Below are 26,366 nucleotides of genomic sequence, written 5' to 3' on the forward strand. Positions count from 1 at the left end.
TTATCGCTGCGGTTCTACCTGAAAAACGGTTTGTCAGCTTCTCTCTGCACCCTGTGGAATTCCTTTTCGATATCCGGCAACATTGCCGACAATTCCTCTTTTTGAAGTGACTGGTCGAAATAAACCGGATCGGAAAACACCACTTTTACAAAACTGAAAGGATGTGGAATCTCGAATCTGTCCCAGCTTTTCAACCGCGTTTTCCTCTTGTAACTTATTCCCATCAAAATGAGCGGGACACCCGTTTTTTTCGCTGCCACCGCGGCACCTGCTTTCATTTGATGAGGGGGTCCCTTGGGACCATCAGGGGTCATGCTTGCACACCTTCCTGATTTTATCTCATCCACAACGCTGTTCAGGGCTTCACTTCCCCCTTTTGAACTGGAACCTCTCACAACACTGTACCCCCATTTTTCGAGAACTGACGCAAGTATGTCACCATCTTTGCTCTGACTTGTCAGACCTGCGAATCTTTTGTTCTTGAAAAAATACCAGCCGAACAACATTTTCCCATGCCAGAAGGCAACTACATATTTTTTCCCATCCGCATCCAGTTGCTTTAGGGGCTCATAATTTTTGATCTTCTTTATCAGCGAAAAACAAACAAATGACAGCAGGGGACTCAAGAGCACAAATCCCGCTTTCCTCAACCGTTCCTTGTTTTTCTCACTCAGTTTCATTCAAAATCATCCGGGCTGCCGTCACAGAAGCCTTGTGTCTTCCAAGATTTTCCTTTATCCGGGCAAATCCCTTGAATTGTCTTTCGAGCAAATCGGGTGATTCAAGCACTTTTGAAACTTCGGAGGCTATTTTCTCTCCCGTCACTTCGTCCTGAATCAGTTCTGGTGATATCGTTTCACCCGCTATAATGTTTACCATCCCCAGATTACCTATTTTAATCAGTCTTTTCCCGATTTGATAAGTCAGTGATGAAGTTTTATATATTATCACCATCGGCATATCAAGCAGTGCTGACTCCATGGTGGAGGTCCCCGATTTTACTATACCAAACCTGGCATATTTCTTAATCTCAAACTCATATCCCTTGATTATGGTATAACCACCACCGGGAGAAATCTCTTTTATCAAAGATTCATCTATGGTTCCGGCACATCCGACAACAATTTGAAATCCGAATTTTTCCGCAATCACGAATGCAGCTTCGAGTGCCGGTTTCAGCAGAAGTTCCACTTCGTGTTTTCTGCTCCCGGGAAGCACGGCAAGTATTTCCTTCCGGCTGTCCAGCCCCCGTTTTTCCCTGAAATCCGCCTCAGGCATGAAACAGTATTCACTGATTCTTTCCGCCAATGGATTCCCGACAAACTTTACATTCACCCCTTTCTCTCTGAAGAACTTTTCTTCAAAAGGAAAAACAGCGAGGACAGTATCGGTTCTTTCCTTCAATTTTTTCACCCGCTTCTGCCCCCAAGCCCAAATCTGAGGAGCTATGTAATATATAACCCTGATTCCAAGCTTTTTGAATTTCTTTGCAATATTAAGGTTGAAACCCGGATAATCGATCAGCACCACGGCATCGACATTTCTCGCTTTTGCCTCGATCAGCAACTTTTTCTGGACTCTCAGTATATACGGAATATGTTTTACCACTTCCCCGAATCCAAGAAACGCCATCTGATTTATATGAAAAAGGGTCTCGAAACCTTCAGCTTTCATTCTTTCTCCCCCTACTCCAAACAGCCCGATACCCGGCTCAGCTTCACGAAGTGCCTTTACCAATGATGCACCGTGAAGGTCTCCGCTCGCCTCACCGGCAATTATCAGAAAATTTCTACCCATATTGTTCGATCAGCCCTGCATGTAGAGTTTGCGTCTGTTCAACTCTGCCTGATGCCTTTTTTTAAGCCTTTTTTTGCCGAGCAGTTCAGAAATTCTTATCTGTACATCCCTGAAATCTTTGAACGGGTAGTAGGAGACACGGTTCAGTTCGCAATATTTCAAAAGTGAATCCTTCGCAAAAATGTAGTCGCAGTGGAGTGCGGCACAGATATCCGAGTTCCCGTTCCCGATGTAGATCGAAAATTCATGATCGGCACTCAAGGAAACGACATGATTTCGTTTACAGTTCGCACATTTGATGCAATGTTCATCGGTATACGGGAAATCCATTTTTACTTCCCCTTCCCCAAAAATGAGATCGTTGGCGAAAAACGGAACTCTAAGCCCCTCTCTTTCCAGAATAGATTCGATGTAGAATCTGAATCCGTCACTTACTATATAGTTCTCAATTCTCTGCTGTCTCAGGAAAGAGATAAATTCAGGAAAATGTTCATCCATCTCAAAGGACGAAGTATACTCCTTGATTTTCTCTTCGTTCGTCACAATCAGGGTCTTCAGGAGCTCATCCCAAGTCTCGGTTGCTGTATATATCCCGTCTCTGAACCCGTAAATAATCTCGTAAGCTTTCTCTTTCTCCCCGAATTCAATAAAGATATTTGCTCCGACATCCTTTAAAGTGATGGTTCCGTCAAAGTCGATGAACACCTTTACAAGTGAGGGATCAATCCGGTTTTCAATGGAATCACAAATAACACCAGAGGTCTCAACCCTGTTATCATTTTTTATGAGTTCCGGAACCATATCGCCTGACACCCTAAATAATCGCCATCTTTTTTACTTCAACATAAGTGCCTGCTGTGAAGCGGTAGAAATAGATGCCGGGTTTAAGTCCTTCGGCTTTGAAGACATATGCACTCTTTCCGTCTTTCACTACCTTTATCGATTCTTCTTTCACAAGCTTAAAATTTGAATCAAAAAATTCGAATTTAACAACAGTTACACCGGTCACATTATAAGCAATGGTTGTCTCACCCGAGAACGGGTTTGGTATGTTTTGTGAAACATAAATTTTTTGACTGGTTTTCCTTGTAAATTCACCTTCTACCATTTTTTGGGAGACGACTTTGTTATCTTTCGATATCTGTGTAATTCTATATACGAGCTTCCCTTCATTATCGGGAGCATCAAATGTATAGTAGGAGCCCTGCGCGTTTGGATGTGCAACCACATTGTCAATCTCTGTCCAGGCTGTATCCTTCCCGCGAGGGTCCATTCTGTGAATGAAATAGCTGATCACATTTTTTTCATTGGTTGCTGTCCAACTGATTTTTACTTCATCCTCATTATTTGAGAGCCATGCTTCAACAATACCCTGAACTTTTGGCCTGACTCCGGCAAGCCTTTGCCCGAAAATACCTTCATCCTTTTTATTTTTCTCCTTGAAGATCAGGATGGCACCATCTTTCGAATCGAAGAAGATATCCAGATAACTTTTTTCGGGGCTTTGGGTTTTGGATACAGGAACACCCTCTTCATCCCATTCTTCTTTACCTGCGGGACTTAGCTTCTGAGCGTAGATCTCAGCTTTTCCGCTTCTTCTGTCGAGCCAGGTAATATAAATCCCTCCCGACTTGTCAGAGTCGAGTATCTGAGCGAACTGTCTGCCTTTGATACTCCCGATCGTAACGCCGTTGATGCCCCAAAGAGAGGTTCCCTTCCTGTCAAATTTTTGAAGGAAGATGTTTTCGTCACCGTTAAGCTCATTAATCCAAGAGATGACAATTGTCGAGTCACCACCCTCTACCGCAACGGGTGATGAATTCACTCCCTGATTTGAGACAGCCTGTCTTCCGCCTTTGCCCCATTTTGCATCACCTTTGGGATTGACCAGCAAATGAAAAATTTCTCTCGTTTTTCCTGCGGTTTCCCACACCAGATAATGATCTCCCGAAGAAAGAGTTACGATATCCATAGTCTTCAGTATACCCTCAACACTCGCAAGCACAGAAACATCACCTTGCATTTTCCCGGTTGAATCGATTGTTGCAAATTTTATCAGAGAGCTGCCACCCTGTGCGTCAATCCAGCAAACCGAGGCTCCGCCATTCGAGCCGGTAAGAATTTTAAGCGATGATTTCTGATAACTCCCCTTCTCTATTTCAATACCGTCACCGTAGCTCAAATTCCCGTTTTTATCGACCCGCTGCACCATTACAGAATAACCCGAAGGATTGCTGCTCTTCTCGATCCATGCAATCTGTGTGTTCATTCTCCTGTCGAGTGCCACAGAATATTCCGAAATGTTTCCGGCTGCAGCCGTGGTTATTTCCCTGCCGCTTCTGTCAGTCCACAAAAAATTTATCCGGGAATTAACCTGCTGCATTAGCAAAGCGGTTTTACCCGGCTCGGTTTCTTCAGACCAAATCACGGAAACCTTGCCCGAAATTGCCTGGGTAACTTTGGGAGATGTCTGGGAATTTATGACCCCCTCAGTTTCAACCCCGTTTGCAGTTCTCGCCACCTCTCCTCTTAAATTGTAATGATTGAAGAGTATCCTCGATTTCCCGTTTGAAGGTTTGTCTTCCCAGACGAGAAAAAATCCTTCACTTCCGTTCTTTACAGGATAGATATTCTGTGGGGAAACGGATGCAGTAACTATCTGTTTCGGCGAGTTGGGGTCTGGATTCCATTGTGCATCAGCTCTAAATCCTGACAAGAGAATGCAGAGAATAAAAAACTTTGTTAGTGGTCTCATAGTGAAATTTCTCCTACGCTACGATGTTGAAATCTTCGTTAAATCTGACGCTCACAAGTTTTGAGACGCCTTCTTCCTGCATGGTGACACCATACATCGTATCCGCAGCTTCCATTGTTCGTTTGTTGTGAGTAACCACAATAAATTGCGTGTTTTCGCTAAATTCTCTGATGATCTTCGTGAATCTGTCGATGTTCGCATCGTCAAGAGGAGCATCAATCTCATCAAGTATGCAGAATGGCGACGGTTTCACCAAGTAGATAGCAAAAAGAAGTGCAATTGCAGTAAGTGTTTTCTCACCGCCTGAAAGCAGCTCTATGGATGTAGGCCTTTTCCCCCGGGGTTTGGCAATTATTTCTATTCTGGCTTCCAACGGGTCAACCCCCTCTTCGAGTCGAAGGTCGGCTTCATCTTCCTGCCTGAACAGACTTCTGAATATTTTCTGAAAATTTTCCCTGATTGCCTCGAATGTCTCAAAAAAGAGATTCTGAGCAGTTGTATTTATTTCGTCTATAGTTTTGATCAGATCTTTTTCCGACTGTATAAGGTCGCTTCTTTGTCCGGCAAAAAAATCAAATCTCTTTTTCTCTTCATCATACTCCTCAAATGCGAGAAGGTTTACAGGACCGATTTGATGAAGCTGGTGCTCTATTTCCCTTACTTCAGCACGCCATCCGTCAAGCTGCTCCAGTTCCTCTTCAGTTGGTTCAACAGGACTGACCTCAAGTTCATACTTTTCGTTGATCCGTCTCTTGAGGTTTTTTATGTTGATAGTATATTCGTTATACTTTAGTTCTGAACGGTGAAGGTCTTCACTTATTTTATCACGATTTTTCCTGATTGATGTTTTTTCCCTCTCAAGATTATCGAGCTCTTCCCGCTCCTGCAAATAGACGGTTTCTATTTCTTTCTCTTTCCCCCTGAGAATCTCTCTGGCCTGCTTTAGCTCTTCAAGATCAAATTCACCATCCTCTATTGTTCCGGTCAGAATCTCAATCTCAGTCCGGGCGGTTTCGATGTCCCTTTTTCTTCTCTCAATCGAGTTCTTTAACGACACCAGGGATTGATTTACCCGTTCAATGGAATTGAGGAGGTTCTTCTTCTCCCCCTTCACTCTTTCGAGATCGAGTATTTTTTGATTGTACTCACGGGATGAAACATTGAATTCCTTTTCTGTTTCAAGCGTGACTGTTTCAAGTTCTCTCTGTTTTGCGGCAGTTTCTTCTTTGTGCTTGTCGTCCTCGGCAGTTTCGGCTCTAAGTCTGGATATCTCACTCTCAAGCTGTGCCATCTGGTCGTTGAGTGTAATTGCCTCTGAATCAAGCAGTGATTTTTCTTCCGAGGCTTTTTTCACTTCAAATTCGAGCTGTGCAGCCTGTTTCTCCAACTGCATCAAATCATTCTGATAGATCCTTATCGCATCTCCCATATCTTTCAGGTCGATGAGATGAAGATCATATTCCACCGAATATATCTTCTGCTTCAATGCACCAAGCTGATCTTCGAGGGGTTTTATTCCCTTCCTCAGGTTCTCAAGCTGGGTCTTCTTCCCAAACAGGGTATCCTCATCCTTAAGACGGGATCCCGCTTCCACGGACCCGTTGTCACCTACAATATCCCCGTCGGGTGTGATGAATCTGAAACCTGAATATCTGCCCGCGAGTCGAAGCGCTGCTGAAAGATTTTTTACAACCGCAACATTTGCAAGAAGCAGTTCGAAAAATGGTTCGTATGTTTCAGGTACATTCACCAGTTTGTGAGCAAAATCGACAAATCCATCTTCGTTTGCGAGCCGTTTTACTATTCTTTTGTTGGCAAACCGGGCAATTTTGTCTACAAACGATTTTGTTCTTTCCGTCGTATCCAGTTTTACGATGAAAGATGCTTTCCCGCTGTTCGATGAAAGAAGAAGATTGATGCCTGCTTCCACCTCGGACACTTCGGAGACTATGAAACTGTTAAAGTTCGCTTTTAGGGCCGCCTCGACAGCAAACTTGAATTCATCAACCGGTTCCCCGAAATCGGATATCAATCTCTTTTCATCACCCGACCATGACTTGTCTTCCATCAGTTTTTTTGAAGCAAGAGAAAATCCCTCAAGGTTGTTTATCAGATCGTTGAGGAAGTCGATTCTTGTCTTCAGGTCATTGATGGATGATTTTATTTCAAATTCTTCTTCTCTTAGATTGTCGAGTTCCTTCTCAAGAGCTTCTTTTTTCAGAGTGGTCTCATTAAAAACGGTTTCTGCATTCTTGAGATTATCGGAAGTCTCGGCAATTTCAGAATTAATCTCTGAGAGGAATGCCGAGTTTTTGGAAATCGATTCATTTAAAATGTTCAATCGTCCGGTATTCTTCTGAGATGTCTGTCCGGTTCTGAGGAGCGATTTCTCGAGGTTGCTCAACTCATTCTTCCGCTCTGCAGAGCCCTGTACCTTGGAGAGAACAGATGCAGAAAACAGCTTTATGCTTTCCCTGGCTTCTGAGAGTTTGCCCCTTTTCTCTTCCACTTCATTTTTCACAGAGGCAATTTCTGCCACCAGCTTCTCTTCTTCAAGATTTTTTTCATCCAGATCGAAGTTCAAATCTTCAAGGCTTCCCTCTGATTCTTCAATTTGATTTTCGAATTCCGAGATCTCCGATTCGAACCTTTTAATATTATTCTCGAGCGAACGGCGGGATTCCTGAGCCACAGAGATGTTTCGCTCCGATTTATAGATCAATTCGGTCTGGGCACCGATCTTTTTTCTTGTCTCTTTAAGCTCGTTTTCGGTGATATAGGTTTTTTCCCGAATCCCCGCGAATATCTCATCGAGCCTGCTGAGAGTTATCTCAATTTCATTTTTTTGAATTGTGGCGTCGAAATGTTGTTGCTGCCATACAGCCTGTTCATTAAGCATCACGAAGAGGTCGCAGGCTGCAGACTTCATGTCTATTTCTTTTAACCTGTTCGCAAGTTGCTGATATTTTTCAGCTTTCTTCGCCTGTCTCTCGAGTGAATTTACTTTTTTCTCGATTTCGGAAATCAGATCATTCGCTCTTGAAAGGTCTGATCTTACCTCTTCAAGCTTCTTTAAAGTAAGTTTTCTTCTGATTTTGTATTTGTTTACCCCGGCAGCTTCCTCAAACATCGTTCTTCGTTCATCAGCCTTGTTGCTGAGAATCGATTCAACCATCTTCAACTCGATGACAGAATAAGCATTTGCCCCCATGCCGGTATCCATGAACAGACTGGTTATATCCTTCAAACGGGCGATGTTCTTATTTAAAAGATATTCACTCTCTCCCGAACGGAAAATTCTTCGGGTAATGATCACTTCTGTGTAATCGACAGGAAGAATCCCTTTGTCATTCTGAATTGTGAGAGCCACCTCTGACATTCCGAGCGGTTTTCGGGCTGAAGTTCCGTTGAAAATAACATTTTCCATCTTGTCAGAGCGGAGAACGGAGGATTTCTGTTCCCCAATACACCAGCGCAAAGCATCGACAATATTGGTTTTCCCGCAACCGTTCGGTCCCACTATCGCTGTTATCCCCTTGTTAAAGTGGATCACAGTCTTTTGAGCGAACGATTTAAAACCTAATATCTCGAGCTTCGATAAGTACAATTTATTACCCGGCTTTGCTTTCCAGGTAAACCTGAATTATCTGCTCAACACTGAAATTGGTCATCTGATAATAGAACAACCACGAGGCTGTAACCACCAAAACCAGCAGAATCGAAAAAAAGTAAACTTTGAATGCCGGCACATCATAGACCACATACATCCCCTTGAGAAGGCGGTGAAGGTTCCAGACAAAGAATATTCCCAAAATCACATAAATAATCTCATTCGCAACTCCGGAATTCAATATGCGGTAAAGAAGTATCGCTCCGGGAAGTGCCACTATGTATGGAAGTGAAGCCCACATAACTACAAGGTAACTTTTCACCATGGTCACTCTGTTTACCACAAACAGTGAACCAAATTTCACAAGAAGTGTGGAAAAAAGTGCAAGCAAAAAGTTGACTGCGGTAAGGATGAACAGGGACTCGACCGGGTTCCAACTCAGGTAACTGATAAACGACAACAGATTTTCGAATCCGAAACTTAAAAGAATCCGCTCAAGAAAGGGATCATATCTCCAGTAGAAAAGGAGGCTCGAAGTCAGAAGTGCCATTACAGCGCAAATCAAAAGCCCGACATATGTGGTCAAAAATGGAGACAACTGATTGTAGTCCCTTACATCCTGATAGAAATTGTAAGGCCTCAGCATTGCACGAAGCGCATCTTCCTTAAACTTCTTTCCGGTATTAAGAAGCATCGCAGAAAGAAGTGCAAGCCCCAATCCAAAGAGTATAAAAATCATCGGTGCGTCATCACCATCGAACCCGAGAGAAATGGTGACCCTTTCCCTCCCATTTAAGAGGGCATCCACAACTTTGTAAGATAACCGTCCTGCCCGCCTGTCTTCAGGTAATAAACCGAGATAGACAAGTTTCTCACTCTGAGCTCCTGAAACTATCGACTGATAGTTGCTTTTGTAATCGAACATTGTAGTGAAGAAGAAAGAAAAACCGGGATTGTCTCCTGCGTACATCAAAAGATCTTCAAAGAATTTTGCCTGAGCCTCAGCGGAGTGCTTTCCTCCGGTTTTTGCTTTCTCAGGATCGATAATGTAACCTGCTCCTGCAATCATCACCCTGCCGGTACCCAGTTTTTTAGCTGCCTGCTGATAAACCCTTACCACTTCTTCAGAAGGTCTGTTTACAAACTCAAGTCCATAGGCATCTATTCCCTCGATTGGTTCTCCCGGCATCTTGGCAAATGAAGAGTAAACCATCTTGCTCGTTGTTTTTTTCACCTCAAGTGCGAGTTTTTTGAGCAACTCAATCGAATTTTTTGTGTTCCCGAGGTAACCGGTGCCTAGACCGAAAGCAGCCACGGTTGAAAAATTCTTGTAACCCTTCAAATAAAGCTTCGAGAAACTTATCAGATTTTCAGTAAGCAGCGGATCATCGGCGAAAGAGGCGGGAAGATTTGCTATTGGTGTCTCAACAAAAGCGAGAAGCCCCTCTTTGGCACACAAGTGAAGTAAAAAAGGATGAGGTATGCTTCTTTCAAAACGGACTGCATTAAATCCGGCAGCTTTGATGATCCGGATATCCCGTGTCATCTCTTCATAGGTAAGCATTCCGCCCGTTTTTGAGAGAGAAGGAACATATGTTACACCACGGAGCGAAAACTTGTTGTTGTTTAGGTTAAATGTGTTGTCACCACTCTTAAAGAGGAAAAAACCGACAGGAATTACAGCCTCATCAATGAGAATTGTAGCTGAATGAAGAGAAAAAGTAACATCATAAAGATCGGGTGACTGCGGCGTCCACAAATTTGGGTCGTTAAGCACCATGTTGAGCACTGACTCCCTGTCCTTGCCCGTGGCTATCGTAAATTTTTCAACCGATGAGGCAGCCTTTTCACCGTCACTCTCCCTTTTTCTGATAGTAACAGTAAGGTCGAATTTGTTTCCGAGACTGTCATTGATCACTTTCCCGTAATTCCGGTTGCTTATCGATGCAGAAAGATTAAGCTCGACACGATTGCCGTTTGGTGATACTTTGTAATTGACCGAGTAATCACCAATAAAGATGTTTGGCAGTTCCTGAATGAAAACTTCTCTGAATATCCCTTTGTTGTTGTAAGGGTAAAGGAAGCTCATTTTGAATGGAAATGTCTCCTTTTTATCAAGGTTCCCGTCAACTTTTACAGAGATTACATTGTTACCGTCTTTCTTTAAAATATCTCTCGGCAGAAGAAATGAGAAAGGAAATGTTCCGCCAAGGTGACGGTAAATCATTCTTCCGTTTAACGAAATCTCTGCTTTGTTGGATACGCCAAGAAATGTAAGTTTGTAGTTTTTGTCGCCTCCCGGTGTGAATGGAAGCGTTCTTTCAAAAACGAGTTCAGATTCAGATTCGAATGAAGAGGGTATATCGACCTGACTGGTGGAACCCGAAGGCTCATCAGCAAAGCGTACACTCCACTTCCCTGTAAGGGGAATTATCCTGCGGGTTTGTGACTGCTCAAGGTAATCAAGATCACCATCGCGATATGCACCTCCGCCCGCAGATGTAAAATTAGCCTGACCATTCACTCCCCACGATAAAACCAAAAATGTCAGTGAGATTATAGATAACAATCTTCTCAAAGCTATACATCCCAATATCAAAAAATAAAAAAATTAAGACTCGAAATATACTGTTTTCAAAGGGGGGAAAGCAAGGTAGTAATTAGCTGTGAGCATCAATTATTAATTATGACTTATGAATTATTAGTTCGGATCACCCCCGGGTTTTTGGGAATATACCGCAGACTCTGAAAAATGGCATTTTAAGCACTGCAACTGCTGCCCGAAGACAAAAACTCATAACTCAAAACTCATAACTCATAATTAAAAAATCTTTTCTTGCACAATTTATTTATTTCAGTTATATTTGCAGACTAAATTTGAATTAACTCAAACAAACAAAAAGATTCCAAAAAGTTAACTATGGCAAACCACAGATCTGCTGAAAAGAGAATCAGACAAAGCGCAAGAAGACGCGACATCAACAAAGCTTCCATCTCCAAGATGAAAACTTTGGTTAAAAAGGTTCTTACCACTACCACTCTCGACGAAGCAACCGCTTTCTACAAAGAAGCTGTCGCCCATCTTGACAGAATCAGTGTTAAAGGAAGAATCCACAAAAATAACGCTTCCCGCAAAAAATCGAGATTGACTCTCCACATTAACAGCTTAACAAAAGCTTAATTGCCTAAGGAACTTCTGCGGTCACCGCAGAAGTTCATTCCGGGTTGTCTCCCCCTTCAATTTTGCAGGTTCCTCGGGATAACTATACCCTTTTCACTGTAACCAGCGTCAAGTCGTCAACCGGCTTACCAAACTTTTCCACTTCCGATATTATTGATCCCGTAATCGCCTCGCTGCCGAGATGTGAGTTCTCGATAAGCAATTGCTTTACTTTCTCAATTCCAAACATCTTTTTCCCGCCGGAAAAAGTTTCTGTAACTCCATCGGTCAGCAACAGGATTATATCACCTTTTTCAGGTGCAACCGTCTCTTCCTTAAAATCGAACTCCTTCTTCACTCCAAAGGGTATCTGCTTAATCATCCCTTCCACAACCTCTCCTGTTGCAGCTTTGAAGTGAAGCAAGGGAAGGTGCCCGGCGATAGTAAAGCCGCAACCCCTCTCAGAAAGTTTAAGCGATGAAGCAGTAATGAACATTTTCCTCTCCTTCATCGAATAAAGAGTTGAATTTATATATCGATAAGACTCTGCAAGACTGCAACCTCTGTCCAGATTGCTCCTCAAGGCACTTTTGAACATCCCCATCAGAAGTGCGGCACTTACTCCGTGACCCGATACATCAGCGACGGTTATTACAATTTCACCTTCGGAACCGGTATAAACATCAGACAGATCACCGCCGACTTCACCGGCAGGCTTCGCAAAACTAAAAATTTCATAACCCCCGGCGATCAAAGAAACCTTGGGAACAAGGATGTCGTGCAGCTTTTTTGCGAGATCTATCTCTGTTTTATATTTGAAGTGTTTATACCCTTCCCCGTTTATAAATACAATGAATAACACATACCCCAGAACCATCAGGAAAAGGATACCCAACGCGTGAAACTGAAAATACGCCGGGTTATTCAACTGTGTCGCCTCTGACGGGGTTTGTGTGCTGTTAAAAAAGATCAAGCCGAACTGCAGTATGACCGAAGGGACCAGAAACTTTAAATCCCTGATAAAACTGTGAGCATATAATGCTCCGGTGAGTCCTGAGATAACACAGTTAATCACAATCATCCCGTAGGAGGATCTGCCCATCGACATCAGACTGGAGACAAATCCCAGAATTGAGAAAAGAAAGAAAATTGCTGACAGAAAGGTCAGGTATGACCGCCACGGGAGGCTCCTGAAAAAAAGATTGTCTCTTCTCTGTCTCTTTAAATAGTTTTTTATCGACATATAATTCTTAATCATCAATTATTCCGGTGATTTTAAAGACCAAAATAACAAGAATTTTTTTCAATCAGGTACATTAAACCATCATTTTTCACCGTTCATCCGTTTTTTTCATTTGCCTCTTGACTTTGGTTTTCGAATTTTACATATTTCGATCGTATCTTTTTGATATTATTTTGATATCATTTTAACTTATGGAGTCAGCAATGATAAAAGAAAAGGAAATCCGGACATCTAACGGATTCATTTATCTCTTCACTTATATTTCACTGATACTGCTCGCAGCAGTGGTACTGATTTACCGGGGTAACAACGCCTCAGATGATTACAGGGACATATTTTACATAGTTCCTTCCATTCTTGTGATGATCTTTTCTCTCATTATGATGGGCGGTCTCTACACAATCGAACCAAATAGTGCAGTGGTTCTCCTCCTTTTTGGTGAATACAAAGGAACTGACCGTACTGAAGGTTTTCACTGGGCAAATCCCTTCTACACAAAGAAGAAACTTTCTTTGAGGACGAATAACTTTGACAGTCAGAAACTGAAAGTGAACGACAAAAAAGGGAATCCGATAGAAATTTCAGCAGTTGTGGTATGGAGAGTAAATGAAACAGCCGAAGCCCTCTTCGCCGTTGAAGACTACAAAACCTACACAATTGTTCAATCGGAGTCTGCCATCAGGCATATTGCGACGATTTATCCGTACGATTCCACAGAGGATGATCCGATAAGTCTCCGCTCGTCCCTTGATGAGATATCCCAGGCACTCGGAAAGGAAATTCAGGAAAGAATTGCAGGCGCCGGAATCGTCATAGAGGAAGCCAGAATCAATCACCTCGCTTACGCTCCGGAAATTGCTCATGCGATGCTTCAAAGACAACAGGCGGAAGCTGTAATCGCAGCTAGAACCAAGATCGTCGATGGTGCAGTGGGAATGGTGGAAATGGCATTAAAGAGATTGAGTGAGGAGAATGTAATCGAACTCGATGAAGAAAGAAAAGCTGCCATGGTGGGCAACCTGATGGTCGTACTCTGTTCCGACAGGGCTGCTCAACCGATAATCAATTCAGGTACTCTGTATTGACATGGCAGAGAAAAAGCCGGTCATCCTTAGAATCGATCCAAAACTTTACGATGCCCTCAACGAGTGGGCAAAGGATGAACTCCGCTCTGTCAATGCTCAAATTGAATACATTTTAAGAGAGCAGGTAAAGAAGAGAACCGGGAAAACCGAAAAGTAGAGTTTCGAGAAATTGGAAACGGGGTTGGGAGGTGCTGCTACGCTCTTTCTCAACCCGCTGTTTCAAGTTTTTCCGGCTTCATCCATCTGGAAATTTTTTCGATCAGTGTCTGTCGTGAAAATGGTTTGGGAAGTATGTCATCAAACCCCTGTCTGATGTACTCCTCATCATCCCCACCTTTTGTATAAACGGTACATGCAATCACCGGAATACTTTCATATCCGGGAATTCTCCTGATCAGATTAACTGCTTCGAGTCCGGACATCCCACCACCCAAATTGATATCCAGCAGAACAAGTTCATAACTCCTTACTTTCATCATCTCCAAAGCAGATTCTGCGTCACCGGCCAATTCCAAAACGACGGACGGACCAAGCATCTTTTTGACAATATTAAACACGACCGGCTCATCTTCAACAAGGAGTATATTACCCGATCCGGAACACTTTCCTGTATTTACAGGTTCTGCCAATGAATAGTCCTGTTTCCTTACGGTGAAAACTGCCTCGAAAACCGTCCCTTCATTTTGACTGCTCCTGACATCAATCCTTCCCCCCATCTTTTCGGTAAACAATTTGGAGAGTGTGAGTCCCAAACCTGAACCCTCAAATGCCCTGTTGTATCCTTCACTTACCTGCCTGAATGCACTAAATATCAATGGAATTTTCTCTTCTGCGATTCCAATCCCCGTATCTGCGACCCGGACTTTAATTTCGAGCCAATCTTGTCCATCTTCTTTTTGAATCATTTCAGTTTGGATTGAAAGTTTGACTTCCCCTTTCACTGTGAATTTAATTGCATTATCCAGCAGATGGAAGATAATCCTGCTGAACATTTCTTCATCGAGAAGAGCAAAGACCGTCTCTTTCGGAAGTGAGATATAATATCCGAGCCCTTTTTCACCGGCTTTTTCCCTGAAACTCTCGAATTGATCCTGTGCAACGGCACAGATATTTATTACTGTGTTATTTACAGGCAAAAGTTTTGACTCCGCATGTGAAAGGGCAAGAATCGATTTAATTGTATCTAACAGTCTGATGGCAGAGTATTCAATTTTTTCAGCCATTTCACGGAATTCAGGATCCTCAAGTTCTTCATTCAAAATTTCCGCGAAACCGAGTATGGCAATAAGCGGAGTTCTGAGTTCGTGACTCATATTCTGAAGGAAAGCTGATTTCAAGCGGTTGGCTTCTTCGGCGGCTGTTTTGGAGAGTTCCAATTGCTCAATGAGCCTCTTTTGGGCTGTAATATCTTCTTTGATGGCAACATAGTGAGTTGTTCCTCCGGAATCATCGGAAACGGGAGCTATCACAGCGTATTCCCAATATAAATCACCATTCTTCCTTTTGTTTAGCATTTCGCCTCGCCAAATCTTACCCTCCAGAATTGTACTCCATAACTTTTGATACTCCGACGGTTGCATCTTCCCGGATTTAAACAATCTGGGATTTTTCCCCTTCAATTCTTTTGCAGAGTAACCTGTAATTTTGCAATATCTGGAATTCACATATATAATTCTTCCTGAGGTATCGGTAATGAATATCCCTGCGGGACCCTGTTCTACCGCCCGATTAAGGAGTTGAAGCATTTTTTGAGCTTCTTTCTTCTCCGTGATATCATGTATTATGGAATGCAAACAGTGTCTGCCGTCGATCATCACCCGGCTGTAATAGACTTCCACCATCCTGCTTTCCCCGTTTTTCAATTTATGCATAAACACAAAATATGACTTTTCCTGTTGTGATGCTTTCTTCATTAGTGGCAGAGCATCATCCCCAAGTGCGTTAATTTCAGTCATCTTTTTTTGTTTGAGTTCTTCGATTGAGTATCCGTAAAATCGTGCAGCAGATTCATTTGCTTCAATCACCTGACCATCGGTTGGATCGGAAATCAACATAATTGCAACATTTTTTTCAAACAACCCGCGGAAATTACTCTCCGATTGAATAAGTGCCTGTTCCTTGAGAACTAAACCGGTTACATCGGAAACCAGAACATGCCGTGCCGGACGGTTTCTGAAGACAATCTCGTGTGAAATTATTTGAACATAAATGAGGGTACCGTCTTTTTTAAGATGCCTCCAGATACCTGCATTATTATAACTCTTTGTTGTGTTCGCAACATCCTCATGCAGTTTGGATATGTCATCCAGGGGTCTGATATCATTGAGTGTCATTCGAAGGAACTCTTCCCGGGAATATCCGTAGTTTACGATCGCTGCATCATTAACGGCGAGAAATTGAAGGGTTTCCAGGTCATAAATCCACATGGTCTGTGGATTGGTATCGAACAGCAGACCTGTGACATTAATATTGGGAGATTGTGCGGTGCTTTTCTTCATATTAAAAAATTTCGATTTTGAAAGAAAAAGTACAATTAATCAAAATGCACTAATTAGTCGAAATTGAAGAGCTGGACGGTTAAAACAAATTATCTCGACACCCGACATTAATATAATAAAATAACCATTTAAAACATATTGAATCTGATGAAATTCACATAATAATTAACGATTATTATAGATAAAACTTTAGTCAAAATCCCTTCCGGAAGCCTCTCTTATGCAAGTTTCAATATCCTGATCGCTCCCCTGAGTACCAGGTAAAAAACAACTGCACCAATTACAAGATCAGGGAATTGTGTGTTTGTCATGTAGACAAGAACGCCCGCTGTAATCACCCCGATATTGGCAAGTACATCATTGGAGGTAAATATTTTGCTCGCCCGGATGTGAGCTTCATCATTCTTTGATCTGTTCAGAATAATCAAAGAAGCACCGTTTCCCAGAAGTGCAAGAGCCGAGACTACTATCATTCGAAGATATTCGGGTGTATCCTCGGGATAAATAAACCTCCGCACTACCTCAAAAAATCCGAGGAGTGCAAGAATCAATTGAAGATACCCGCTGATCGAAGCTACTCTTTGCTTCCTCGAAAGGTGTGCACCCACCGCGGCAAGTGCCATTCCGTAAACAATCGCATCGGCAAGCATATCCAGACCATCGGCAACCAGACCCATGGAATTTGAGAGAAATCCGGCAACAGTCTCAAATACGAAAAAGAAAAAATTGATGGCAAGAACTGCAATCAATAGTTTTTTCTGATGCTGATCATCCTCTCTTTGCGGTTCGAGAATTTCACTGTCGGAAGTGGCACTTTCTATAAGAACAGTATCGAGATCAAGCGATTCAAGTTTTGTGTAAATCTCCTCTGATTCCCCGGAATGTAAGACCTTCAGTTTTCTGTTTGAGAGATCAAACTCAAGATTCTTAATCGTTGAGATGCCTGAAAGCTTCATGCGGATCATCTGCTCTTCCGAGGGGCAATCCATCTTTGCTATTCTGTATGTGTCAATTTTCATATTTTTATTTATTGGAATTCCAAATTATCACCTGAGTTGTTCAACTGACGCGGTTAAAATACAGGATACAATTTCAGGAACCTCATAGTGACTGTTTTATCCCCGTCGATAAAACTGAATGAGAGCATCCCCTGTTCCGCCGAAGAACAAAAAACTTCGTCATCCGTGGTTTTATTGTCCCGTTTCCAGGAAACCTTGTAGTAGTCCTTTTTGCCCGTTTTAGTCATGTCACCTTTGAATTCGCCATCCAGCCAGTCACTTTTGTGCAATGCACCGGAGTAATAATAAAGGCGGTATTCCCTTTCATTCATTTTCTCGATTCCGATACGAAGTTTTCTGAAAAGTTCATTACTGCCCGGCTCCTTCATCAATTCATAGACACCTTCGATGTCCTTTGCTCCCTCTTTATCAAGCTTTTTTCTGAATTCTGATTCGGTTAAACCGGTGGTTCCCTTTATCAGTTGAGGGGCTCTGTCAGGATCATAAGTTGCCCTCTTGTGGTTGAGAAGTTTCCGCCACTCAGTTAGAAGTGTTCGCTCAAGTGAGAAGTCAATTTTTACAGTTCCTTTTCTTATAAATTTATAAAAAAGCCCGTTACAGTCGCTGACATGAATAAATATGTCAGATATCTCAAACCCGTCAGATACCCAGTTAAATCTAAAATTGACATTGGTGCAGGAAGTGGAGGCTTTTCTGCTAAGTTCATTCTTCTCTTCAGAAGTGATATAGCAGGGGTCAAGACCAAGTTCACTGAAATACTTTTTGAATGTTTTCACAAGTTCACCCGATTTCCCCTGATCAATCGCCGACTGGGTTAGCTCATCCATCTCCACCCATACGCTTTTGAACCCGGTAATGAAATCTTCGTACGAAAGTTTTGGGTTGCTCTGTTCAGTTGGTTTTACTTTTTGCGGAAACATTGTTCCACATGTGAACAATAAGAAAATAAGAAATATTACAGGTCTCATAGAAAGCAGGTCAATGTATACGATTTAAAAAAGAATTTATAATTGTACCCCAATATATTGAATTTTTTCTAGATTTGAGAATGTTAATTCCAGAAATAAAGGAAGAACCATGTTTGGAAATTTTATGAATGAAGCGCTCACCCGCGGGATGCGGATGGTAATACAACATTACATCCATCCGTATGGAGAAGTAACAGCTCTTTCGATTGATGACAGTACGAAAGAAATAAATGCGACACTTCTGTTGAAAGGCGAATTGCAGACTCTTGAAGTCAGAATAATTGGTTACAATTTCGTGAAAATTGGAGATAAAGGCTTCATGACCTTCCTGAACCTCTCCACTTCAAGAGAGTGGATGAATCTTGCAATGCGTGATTTCCCACCGAAAGAAATCAAGGAGAAGAAAGTGGAGATTCCCCCCTCCGCGGCAATGATTCTTAATTTTTTGTTTTAATTAAATATTCTCCGACTACCTTGGTTCCCAATTTTATTGGAGCAATGCTGACTGTTATCGGCAATTAGTCAAATGAACTTATTGATTCATGTACCTTTTATTCAGTCATCATCCCTCTCTTTTTTGTTGTGGTCTTTTTTCTTTTTTTCTTCTTCACTTTTCTTCCCTTCACCACCTTCAAGACCGTGTTTGTCACTCGAACGGTGACACCGGACACAATTCGAAAAGTCTGAAATTCCCTCTTTCAGGTGCTTTGATGAAATTTTTGCTTCATTGTGCTCGTGGCAGTTATAGCAGGTATATGATTTGAAATTCTGCCCCGAAGTGTGGCAGTTTGAACAGGTTGCAGGATGATCGCCGTCGAAGACAAAATATTTCGAATGATCGAATGTCGAGGGTTTCCATGCCCTGGTAGTATGGCAGGCGGAACAGGTCTCACCGGCACTGATACTTGTGTGCATCTCATCTTTTGGTTTGTCTTTTTCATGACACCGGTTGCAATATTTTGTGTCTAATCCGGACAAGTCATGCTTAAATTTTGCATCCTTCCAGGTCGAAGTGTTATGGCAACTGCCGCATTCAACCTGAAGACCCTCATGAAAATCACCTTTGGGTTTTTGATAGTCGTGACAGGCAGAGCACTTTTCTCTCACACCTGTATTGATGATATCATGGGAAAATTTCTTTACTGCCAGGTCCTTTGATTCTCCTGTATGCTCCCGGTGGCAGACAACGCAGTCAATCTCCTTGATGTTTTTATGAAGAAGCTGAGCCCGCTTGTTTTCTCTTGCCGGATGTGTAGCAGTGGCAGTTGCTACACCTATCTGATCCTGTTTGTGGCAGGCAATACATTTTTCTGTTACAGCGCCCTCAACAAGAGTGTGACAGGTCATACAGTCATTTTTCAAATCCTCGTGGCCCTTGCTGAGCACTCCCGGGTTAATTGAGTAGTAAGGAGATATAAATAGCATCGCGACTCCGAACGCTAAAGCGCCGATAAACCAGTAATATGTACGCATCATCTCCAACTCCACATTAATAGAGTACCGAAAATATGGATAAGAGCCAGTGCCATGAAAATCATGTTCAACGGCATATGAACCTTCCGCCACTTCTGCATTTTATCCACAAGTAAAGACTGAAACAGCACCTCCTTGTCAATTTCCTCCTGAGACATCTGCTTTGCTTTCATTTCAGCTATCTTCTGTTTCAGATCAACTTTCACCTCATTTAGAAGGAATTTCCCGGTCAATCCGCTGGCAACAACAATAATCATCGCAAAAAGTGCAGCCCATGGAATGATAGCGTTGAAATGAATCCCACCATGAACAATTATAACCACCGCCCCAAGCCAGCCAAGAAACTCATGAAATGCGAGCAGTCTTTTGGGAACACCCGAGGTGATAATTTTTCTTTTTCGCAGTGAGTAAATAAACGAAGTGAGGATCAAAACGGTACCAATAATTCCAAAGTACCTCCCAACCTGAACGAGATTTAAGAGATGGAGTATGTAATCTATTAGAATGGAGATTGCGATCAGACCGGTAAAAAGTAAGATCGAGGGGAGTATCCGTTTCATTAAAAATCAAAATTGTTCAAAAATCAACATGAAAATAATAATTTCCGCGAAACACACCAAATAGTTATACCAATTGTTATATTTATTATTTAGTCTAAATCTTAATAAGAAGGACTGTTTTGTCTCTTGTTTAAAACAAAAAACGGATGAACCGTTTACCGGTCCATCCGTCAAAGATTTTGAAAATCTTAAAGTATGGAAACCCGACTATTTAGCAGGCTGAATGCTGGTCAAAATGGTCGCGATATCATTTGAGTATTTTGTGATAACATCATCTGTTCCCATTGCCCAAACGAGCAGTGAAATATTGGCTGCAGGTGTATCAAGTACACCGACGAAAAGCTGTGCACCGTCTGCTGTACCGGAAACCGATATTGCATTCATTCCGTTGACAACTTCGTTTCTTGCATCACCGAGTTTGATCTCTTTAAACTGACCGGCTAAAATCGCATCCGCTTCACCAAGAGCTGCATCAAGTGCATCTACATGAAGAACTTTGAAATATACAAAGAAGCCTCCTTCGGCAGGTGATGCCATCATCATTTTATCTGATGTTTCATACTGCCAGCCGGCAGGAAGTGTTACACTGACCTGTGCGTCAGACTGTGTAAAGGTTTCCTGTGCAAAATTTGTATTTGCGAAGAAAATGAACAATAAAAATGCGGAAAATGTTAATTTCTTTAACATAACGCCTCTTTCTTTGAATGTGATTAATTGATTTTGATTAAAAAATTTGCGGAGGTTCCGCACAAATTGAAACTGTTGTATCTATTAAATGTCTGTTTCTATATGCTTCTACAAACGGAATAAATTATTGTTCCGGGTAATTATTCAGTATTTTTATTAATTTGCTTCAGGATGCCTGGCAAGTGACCAATATCACAAAATGAATTAACCGGCCAAAAGGGAGTGTTTTTATTTTAACCTTAATTAATTACCGTCTGCAGCAACAGATTATTCAGGTTTTTTCATATTAAAATAATACTCAACGCAAATATAGACTAAATCTAAATAATAATCAATAGGTGTTAACACCTATTTTTGTTGTTTTTTATAAAATTTTTCTCTTTTTCCTGATAAAGATGATTTCGCTGCCACTCTTCGCTCTTTTTTCTTTTGAAAAACGGAATCGACCGGTACGAAGAGTGTACAAACAATTCTGTCCATCTTCCCCGATGGAACTAAATCTCTTCAAAATATGTATTTCCTTGTAAGAGATTCGTGAGTAATGCCGGAGCAAATCAACCGGTTTACTCTCAATAAACATTAATAATCGGATGTTTTACGGTGCTTAAATGTTTATATTTAAACCGTAAATTATTTCAGAAAGGATTACATATGAGTGATAATTCACAAAGCGGAGGCAAGTGTCCATTTCCCCATTCCACCGGAATTGGCGGAGGCGGCACACAGAATAAAGACTGGTGGCCTAACCGGTTGAACCTGAACATTTTAAGACAAAATTCCCCTCTCACCAATCCAATGGATGAAGGTTACGACTATAAAGAGGCCTTAAAAGATTTGGACTTTGAAGGGCTGAAAAAAGACCTTACCGCACTTATGACTGATTCTCAGGACTGGTGGCCCGCTGATTTCGGCCATTATGGACCATTTTTTATTCGATTGTCATGGCATGCTGCCGGCACCTACAGAACGAGTGACGGAAGAGGCGGAGCTTCAGGTGGTTATCAGCGATTCGCCCCCCTGAACAGTTGGCCCGACAATACCAACCTCGACAAAGCCCGCAGACTCCTCTGGCCAATCAAACAAAAATACGGCAGCAAAATTTCCTGGGCTGATCTCCTGGTCCTCGCGGGAAATGTGGCTCTCGAGTCGATGGGATTCAAGACCTTCGGATTTGGTGCCGGAAGAGAAGACGCATGGGAACCGGACAGCAGCATCTACTGGGGAAAGGAATCCACATGGTTATCAGATGAAAAACGCTATTCAGGTAAACGCGATCTCGAAAATCCTCTTGCCGCAGTTCAGATGGGACTTATCTATGTAAATCCCGAGGGTCCGGGTGGAAATCCTGATCCCGTTCTCGCAGCCCACGACATCAGAGAAACTTTTGCCCGTATGGCAATGAATGATGAAGAAACTGTAGCTCTTATTGCAGGCGGTCACACATTTGGAAAAGCCCACGGAGCAGGCGACCCTTCACTTATGGGACCTGAACCTGAAGCCGCCGATATTGAAGCACAGGGTCTTGGATGGCACAACAATTTCGGTACAGGAAAAGGTGCTCACACTACCACAGGTGGTCCGGAAGTGACATGGACAACCACTCCGGCAAAGTGGAGCAACGATTTCTTCAAACATCTTTTTGAATACGAATATGAGCTCACCAAAAGCCCGGCAGGCGCTCAGCAATGGGTAGCTAAAAATGCTGAACCATCTATTCCTGATGCGCATGATCCTTCGAAGAAACACCTTCCGACGATGTTGACAACTGATCTTTCACTCAGATTTGATCCTGAATACGAAAAAATTTCAAGACGCTTCTATGAGAATCCTGATCAGTTTGCTGATGCTTTTGCCCGCGCATGGTTCAAATTAACTCACAGGGATATGGGACCAAAAGCCTGCTATCTGGGATCCGAAGTTCCGGCTGAAGACCTCATCTGGCAGGACCCGATTCCCGCAGTTGATCATAAATTAGTCGATGCCAATTATGTTGCCGCATTAAAGACTAAAATTCTCGCTTCAGGGCTTACCATTTCCGAACTTGTTTCAACCGCCTGGGCTTCTGCTTCCACTTTCCGTGGTTCAGATAAAAGAGGTGGAGCCAATGGCGCAAGAATCAGACTAGAGCCTCAGAAAAACTGGGAAGTGAACAACCCGGCACAACTTGCAAAAGTTCTTGGTGTCCTCGAAAACATTCAAAAAGAGTTCAACTCTGCTCAGAAAGACGGGAAGAAAATCTCAATCGCCGATTTGATCGTTCTCGCCGGATGTGCAGGTGTCGAAAAAGCTGCAAAAGATGCAGGACATGATGTTGCCGTTCCGTTCACCCCTGGCAGAATGGATGCATCACAGGAACAGACTGATGCTGAATCGTTCTCAGTTCTCGAACCTTATGCTGACGGTTTCCGTAATTACCTTAAAGCTCCTTTCGCTGTTCCGTCAGAACATCTGCTAGTTGACAAGGCGCAGCTCCTCACCCTCACAGCTCCTGAAATGACAGTACTGGTTGGTGGACTTCGTGCTCTTCATGCCAATTATGACAATTCAGTGACCGGCGTTTTCACAAGTCGTCCCGGTGTCTTAACAAACGATTTCTTTGTGAATCTGCTAGAAATGGACACAATCTGGACAGCAACAGATGAAGCAAAGGAAAAATTTGAAGGAAGAGACAGCAAGACAGGTAAAGTTAAATGGACAGCTACGCGCGCCGACCTCGTATTCGGTTCAAACTCCGAACTAAGAGCAGTTGCTGAAGTGTATGCTTGTTCCGACGGTAAAGAGAAATTTGTTAAGGATTTTGTTGCTGCATGGAATAAAGTTATGAATCTCGACCGGTTTGATCTGAAATAACCCACAGAACAGATTTATCATAATCTGATAATCTTTAAAAAGCCGTGGTAGAAATATCACGGCTTTTTTTTACCCGATAATCAAAATGCTTTTCAAAATGCATCAGCCAATTTGTTGCTTTTCATTTTCACATCCTCCCTCATGATATCAATAAACCTCGCCGGCTCCTCATGCATTGGAGAGTGGGCTGATTTCTCGAATGTGTAGAATCCTTTTACAGGGGCATCAATTTTCTTCAGATACTCTCGGGAGAGTTCGTAATTCACTGTAAGATCATGGATTCCGGAGAGGAAATAAACCGGAATCGCAAGTTTTGGAATCTCATCCGGGAAGTTGTGACTAAACAGTTCTTCAATGAGTTTTGTTTTATTTAGTAACAACATTTTTGCCCGCCAGAGGTTTATTCTTTCTGTAATCGAATAGTGCTTTGAAGTCATAAAAGGAATAAATACACCGCTTATTACCGATTTCATCCCGTGCATTGTACCAATCCCAAGCTCGTGCATAGTTTTGTCCCGGAGTGGCGATTTGAAAAATCTTATTATCTCCGTTTTTCCATTTTCCAAATTGTAACTCCCAAATTTCGAGACCATGCCTCTGTTACCTGCTTCAGTATATTTATCGAGCATGTACTTAAACGCAAGTTTCTCTGATTCCGACTGGTTTGTAATCTGAGCAACACCGATATAAGCTTCAAAAAGGTGGGGAGCTCTTGCTGAAGTCAATATTCCGATTAGTGAACCCCATGAATGTCCCATCAGGTAAATCTTTTCTTTTCCAAACCTCTGCCTGAGGTACTTCGTAACTTCAATGGCGTCATTGACAATTCTCTCCACACTCATCTCTTCGGGAGAGATTTCAGGACTAAAGGAAAATCCTCCACCCGTCTGCTCCCAATAGCAAACTGTAAAATGCTGCGCCAGCCCCGTAGGGTACTGCTTCTCTAAAAAAAATGTGGGCATCCCGGGTCCCCCGTGAAGAAACAGGAGAACCGGATTATTGATGTTTTCACCAACGATGAACATCCCTTGACGGGTATTACCAATATTTATAAATATTTTTTCGTGAATTCTGTTTTCGTCCATTGAGAGTTTACCTGTCCGTAAAATTATAATTAAGGAATGGAAAGGTATAAAGAATCACAATGATACCACTGAATTCAAGGATAATCGCATTTTTATATATAAATTTGGGATCATAATCGCATTTTTATATATAAATTTGGGATCGTAATCGCATTTTTACATGTAAGTATTAATTTGCAATTGGTACAAACTTCTATAACCTTTTTCTCATGAGGAATTTATGTCAATGAAAGATATAACCGATAGACTAAATGAGTTGTCAGTCCGTTACAAAATTGGTGAATTGCAAGAATTACGCCGGGATCTTAGAGGCTTTAAGAATCGACTCCCAAGAAAAATATTTGGTAACGGAGTAAAGAGCGACTACGCATTTCATCGTGGCGGGAGACTGGAGTTTCAGTTCAATATTGGCTACGATCAGGAATACAGAAAATTTCGTTATGGAATCGCATTCTCATTAGAAACCTCAAATTATGTACGCGATATCAGTCCGCTTTATCCAAAGGTTGAAAGATTCAACGAGTACTTTAAGAGGAACCCCGACAAATTTCTCGAATACCGAACCTACAGCCAAGTGAACCTGAAAAATATAGGTGAGATTGAACCGGTCAAAATACTTGAAAAAGACTTCTATGCAAAAAGTACAAAGACCTTTATCTTTATTGGAAAATTTTTCGATAAGAATATCGATGAAATTACTACCGAAGACTGTCATGTAATTCTGAAAACCTTTGATGATCTGCTGGATGTATATAAATTTGTGGAAAAAGAAAAATAAGGGGATCAAATGGATTTAGGTTAATGATTAAAATGCCGTGCGGTTTATAGTTTATTGTGCTGTGTGATTTTTAGTTTATTGTGCAGATATCCAAATCTTCATTAATGTAACACACAATTCTTCATTAGCTTTTTGAAAATACAACACTATTCAAAGAGAGGATGTCGTTGTCTCAAATCGAACCCTCTTAAATCAAACACGGCAACCTGTCTTGCAACAAATTGCCGTTTTTGGGTAAAATGGTGATGTCAGTTATCGATAGACATAAAGAAATCTTTTAACCTATGGATTCCCTTGGCTGCTAGAAAAAGGAATCAGTCTTTCTCCTCAATCCTCGATTGCCTCAATGCCTTGTTCTTTAAGTTTTACTAATCCGTCTTTCATGGCTTTGACCTGTTCCGGTGAGTGTCCCTGCCAAGCGGCAACCTCTCCAACAACTTTAAATGGATGTTCCGAGCGGTAGGACATGGTTGGATTGCCCGGGAACTTCTTGTCTGTTAAATTAGGATCATCCTCAATTTTACCTGTAGGCTCAACCAGAAATATTCTTCCAGGACCTTCTCCCAAGGCAAGTTCAGCTCCCCAGATTGCAGCATCTAATGTTGCAGTAAGATAAATGTACTTCGCTCTCTTTTCCTGTCCAAAGTTGGAGTTATAACCCACTTCGATAAAGTCGCCAGGCTTCAAATCAGCCTTTGTGCCATGAAAGAATGTTTGTGAAAAAGGACTTGGATTAGGAGTGTTCAATTTATTAGCAGCCTTATTTGTTTCCATTGATTTCCCGGTATTAATTAACAA

Annotated in this window: 21 protein-coding genes; 6 read left to right on the forward strand and 15 right to left on the reverse strand. The window is 42.0% G+C overall.

All coding sequences use genetic code 11. From position 1 onward, the window contains the following. Positions 1–14 precede the first annotated feature (14 nt). The 6 genes from J0L60_15215 to J0L60_15240 are packed head-to-tail and all read right to left on the reverse strand — an operon-like array spanning position 15 to position 10,731. The gene (locus J0L60_15215; GenBank protein MBN8547478.1) at positions 15–680 is read right to left on the reverse strand and encodes a lysophospholipid acyltransferase family protein; all 666 of its coding nucleotides are present in this window, start codon (positions 678–680) and stop codon (positions 15–17) included. Beyond that, a complete protein-coding gene (lpxB, locus tag J0L60_15220; protein ID MBN8547479.1) occupies positions 667–1,797 on the reverse strand; it encodes a lipid-A-disaccharide synthase in 1,131 nt (376 codons plus the stop codon). Before lpxB ends, J0L60_15215 begins: the two co-directional genes overlap by 14 nt. A 9-nt stretch (positions 1,798–1,806) precedes the next feature. Beyond that, on the reverse strand, positions 1,807–2,598 hold the full coding sequence (locus J0L60_15225) for an MtnX-like HAD-IB family phosphatase (GenBank protein ID MBN8547480.1): 792 nt from the start codon (positions 2,596–2,598) through the stop codon (positions 1,807–1,809). A 13-nt stretch (positions 2,599–2,611) separates the two neighbouring features. After that, the gene (locus J0L60_15230; protein MBN8547481.1) at positions 2,612–4,552 is read right to left on the reverse strand and encodes a hypothetical protein; all 1,941 of its coding nucleotides are present in this window, start codon (positions 4,550–4,552) and stop codon (positions 2,612–2,614) included. 13 nt (positions 4,553–4,565) lie between these two features. Next, entirely contained in the window at positions 4,566–8,159 is a 3,594-nt protein-coding gene (gene smc / locus J0L60_15235; protein MBN8547482.1) for a chromosome segregation protein SMC, read from the reverse strand. Between the two features lie 4 nt (positions 8,160–8,163). Then, a complete protein-coding gene (locus J0L60_15240) occupies positions 8,164–10,731 on the reverse strand; it encodes a hypothetical protein (GenBank protein ID MBN8547483.1) in 2,568 nt (855 codons plus the stop codon). 351 nt (positions 10,732–11,082) lie between these two features. Between J0L60_15240 and rpsT the strand changes: the two genes are divergently transcribed. Then, positions 11,083–11,343, forward strand: a complete 261-nt coding sequence (gene rpsT, locus J0L60_15245) for a 30S ribosomal protein S20 (protein MBN8547484.1) — start codon at positions 11,083–11,085, stop codon at positions 11,341–11,343. Positions 11,344–11,425: 82 nt separating this feature from the next. Here the strand turns inward: rpsT and J0L60_15250 are convergent, their stop codons facing one another. Beyond that, positions 11,426–12,580 (reverse strand): serine/threonine-protein phosphatase, encoded by a 1,155-nt coding sequence (locus tag J0L60_15250; protein ID MBN8547485.1) that lies wholly within the window; start codon positions 12,578–12,580, stop codon positions 11,426–11,428. 188 nt (positions 12,581–12,768) lie between these two features. Here J0L60_15250 and J0L60_15255 point away from each other — a divergent pair, with 188 nt between their 5' ends. Both J0L60_15255 and J0L60_15260 read left to right on the forward strand, forming a co-directional pair. Beyond that, positions 12,769–13,650, forward strand: a complete 882-nt coding sequence (locus tag J0L60_15255; protein ID MBN8547486.1) for an SPFH domain-containing protein — start codon at positions 12,769–12,771, stop codon at positions 13,648–13,650. A 1-nt stretch (position 13,651) separates the two neighbouring features. Further along, positions 13,652–13,807 (forward strand): hypothetical protein, encoded by a 156-nt coding sequence (locus J0L60_15260; protein ID MBN8547487.1) that lies wholly within the window; start codon positions 13,652–13,654, stop codon positions 13,805–13,807. 49 nt (positions 13,808–13,856) lie between these two features. On the opposite strand, the gene J0L60_15265 is transcribed toward J0L60_15260, so the two are convergent. The 3 genes from J0L60_15265 to J0L60_15275 all read right to left on the reverse strand — a co-directional run bounded on the left by J0L60_15265 (position 13,857) and on the right by J0L60_15275 (position 18,087). Then, on the reverse strand, positions 13,857–16,148 hold the full coding sequence (locus J0L60_15265) for a PAS domain S-box protein (GenBank protein MBN8547488.1): 2,292 nt from the start codon (positions 16,146–16,148) through the stop codon (positions 13,857–13,859). Positions 16,149–16,366: 218 nt separating this feature from the next. Beyond that, entirely contained in the window at positions 16,367–17,167 is an 801-nt protein-coding gene (locus J0L60_15270; protein ID MBN8547489.1) for a cation transporter, read from the reverse strand. A 53-nt stretch (positions 17,168–17,220) separates the two neighbouring features. Further along, on the reverse strand, positions 17,221–18,087 hold the full coding sequence (locus J0L60_15275; GenBank protein ID MBN8547490.1) for a hypothetical protein: 867 nt from the start codon (positions 18,085–18,087) through the stop codon (positions 17,221–17,223). A gap of 172 nt (positions 18,088–18,259) precedes the next feature. On the opposite strand from J0L60_15275, the gene J0L60_15280 reads away from it, so the two are divergent. Further along, on the forward strand, positions 18,260–18,589 hold the full coding sequence (locus J0L60_15280; GenBank protein MBN8547491.1) for a hypothetical protein: 330 nt from the start codon (positions 18,260–18,262) through the stop codon (positions 18,587–18,589). 101 nt (positions 18,590–18,690) lie between these two features. Here J0L60_15280 and J0L60_15285 read toward each other — a convergent pair whose 3' ends face one another. From J0L60_15285 to J0L60_15295, 3 genes are all read right to left on the reverse strand, one after another. Beyond that, positions 18,691–19,611 carry a hypothetical protein gene (locus J0L60_15285; GenBank protein MBN8547492.1) on the reverse strand — a complete coding sequence of 307 codons (921 nt, stop codon included), beginning with the start codon at positions 19,609–19,611 and terminating at the stop codon, positions 18,691–18,693. Next, on the reverse strand, positions 19,608–20,168 hold the full coding sequence (locus J0L60_15290; protein MBN8547493.1) for a hypothetical protein: 561 nt from the start codon (positions 20,166–20,168) through the stop codon (positions 19,608–19,610). Before J0L60_15290 ends, J0L60_15285 begins: the two co-directional genes overlap by 4 nt. A 207-nt stretch (positions 20,169–20,375) precedes the next feature. Next, positions 20,376–20,855, reverse strand: a complete 480-nt coding sequence (locus J0L60_15295) for a hypothetical protein (GenBank protein ID MBN8547494.1) — start codon at positions 20,853–20,855, stop codon at positions 20,376–20,378. 651 nt (positions 20,856–21,506) lie between these two features. On the opposite strand from J0L60_15295, the gene katG reads away from it, so the two are divergent. Next, positions 21,507–23,705: a catalase/peroxidase HPI gene (gene katG, locus J0L60_15300; protein ID MBN8547495.1), complete on the forward strand. Its 2,199-nt coding sequence runs from the start codon at positions 21,507–21,509 to the stop codon at positions 23,703–23,705. A gap of 92 nt (positions 23,706–23,797) precedes the next feature. Here katG and J0L60_15305 read toward each other — a convergent pair whose 3' ends face one another. Continuing rightward, positions 23,798–24,790 (reverse strand): alpha/beta hydrolase, encoded by a 993-nt coding sequence (locus J0L60_15305; GenBank protein MBN8547496.1) that lies wholly within the window; start codon positions 24,788–24,790, stop codon positions 23,798–23,800. Positions 24,791–25,016: 226 nt separating this feature from the next. Here J0L60_15305 and J0L60_15310 point away from each other — a divergent pair, with 226 nt between their 5' ends. Next, entirely contained in the window at positions 25,017–25,568 is a 552-nt protein-coding gene (locus J0L60_15310; protein MBN8547497.1) for a hypothetical protein, read from the forward strand. A 327-nt stretch (positions 25,569–25,895) separates the two neighbouring features. On the opposite strand, the gene arr is transcribed toward J0L60_15310, so the two are convergent. Continuing rightward, on the reverse strand, positions 25,896–26,342 hold the full coding sequence (arr, locus tag J0L60_15315; protein ID MBN8547498.1) for an NAD(+)--rifampin ADP-ribosyltransferase: 447 nt from the start codon (positions 26,340–26,342) through the stop codon (positions 25,896–25,898). Between the last annotated feature and the right edge of the window lie 24 nt (positions 26,343–26,366).

The organism is Ignavibacteria bacterium, from assembly GCA_017302895.1.
In the GTDB taxonomy this organism is placed as follows: domain Bacteria; phylum Bacteroidota; class Ignavibacteria; order Ignavibacteriales; family Ignavibacteriaceae; genus UTCHB3.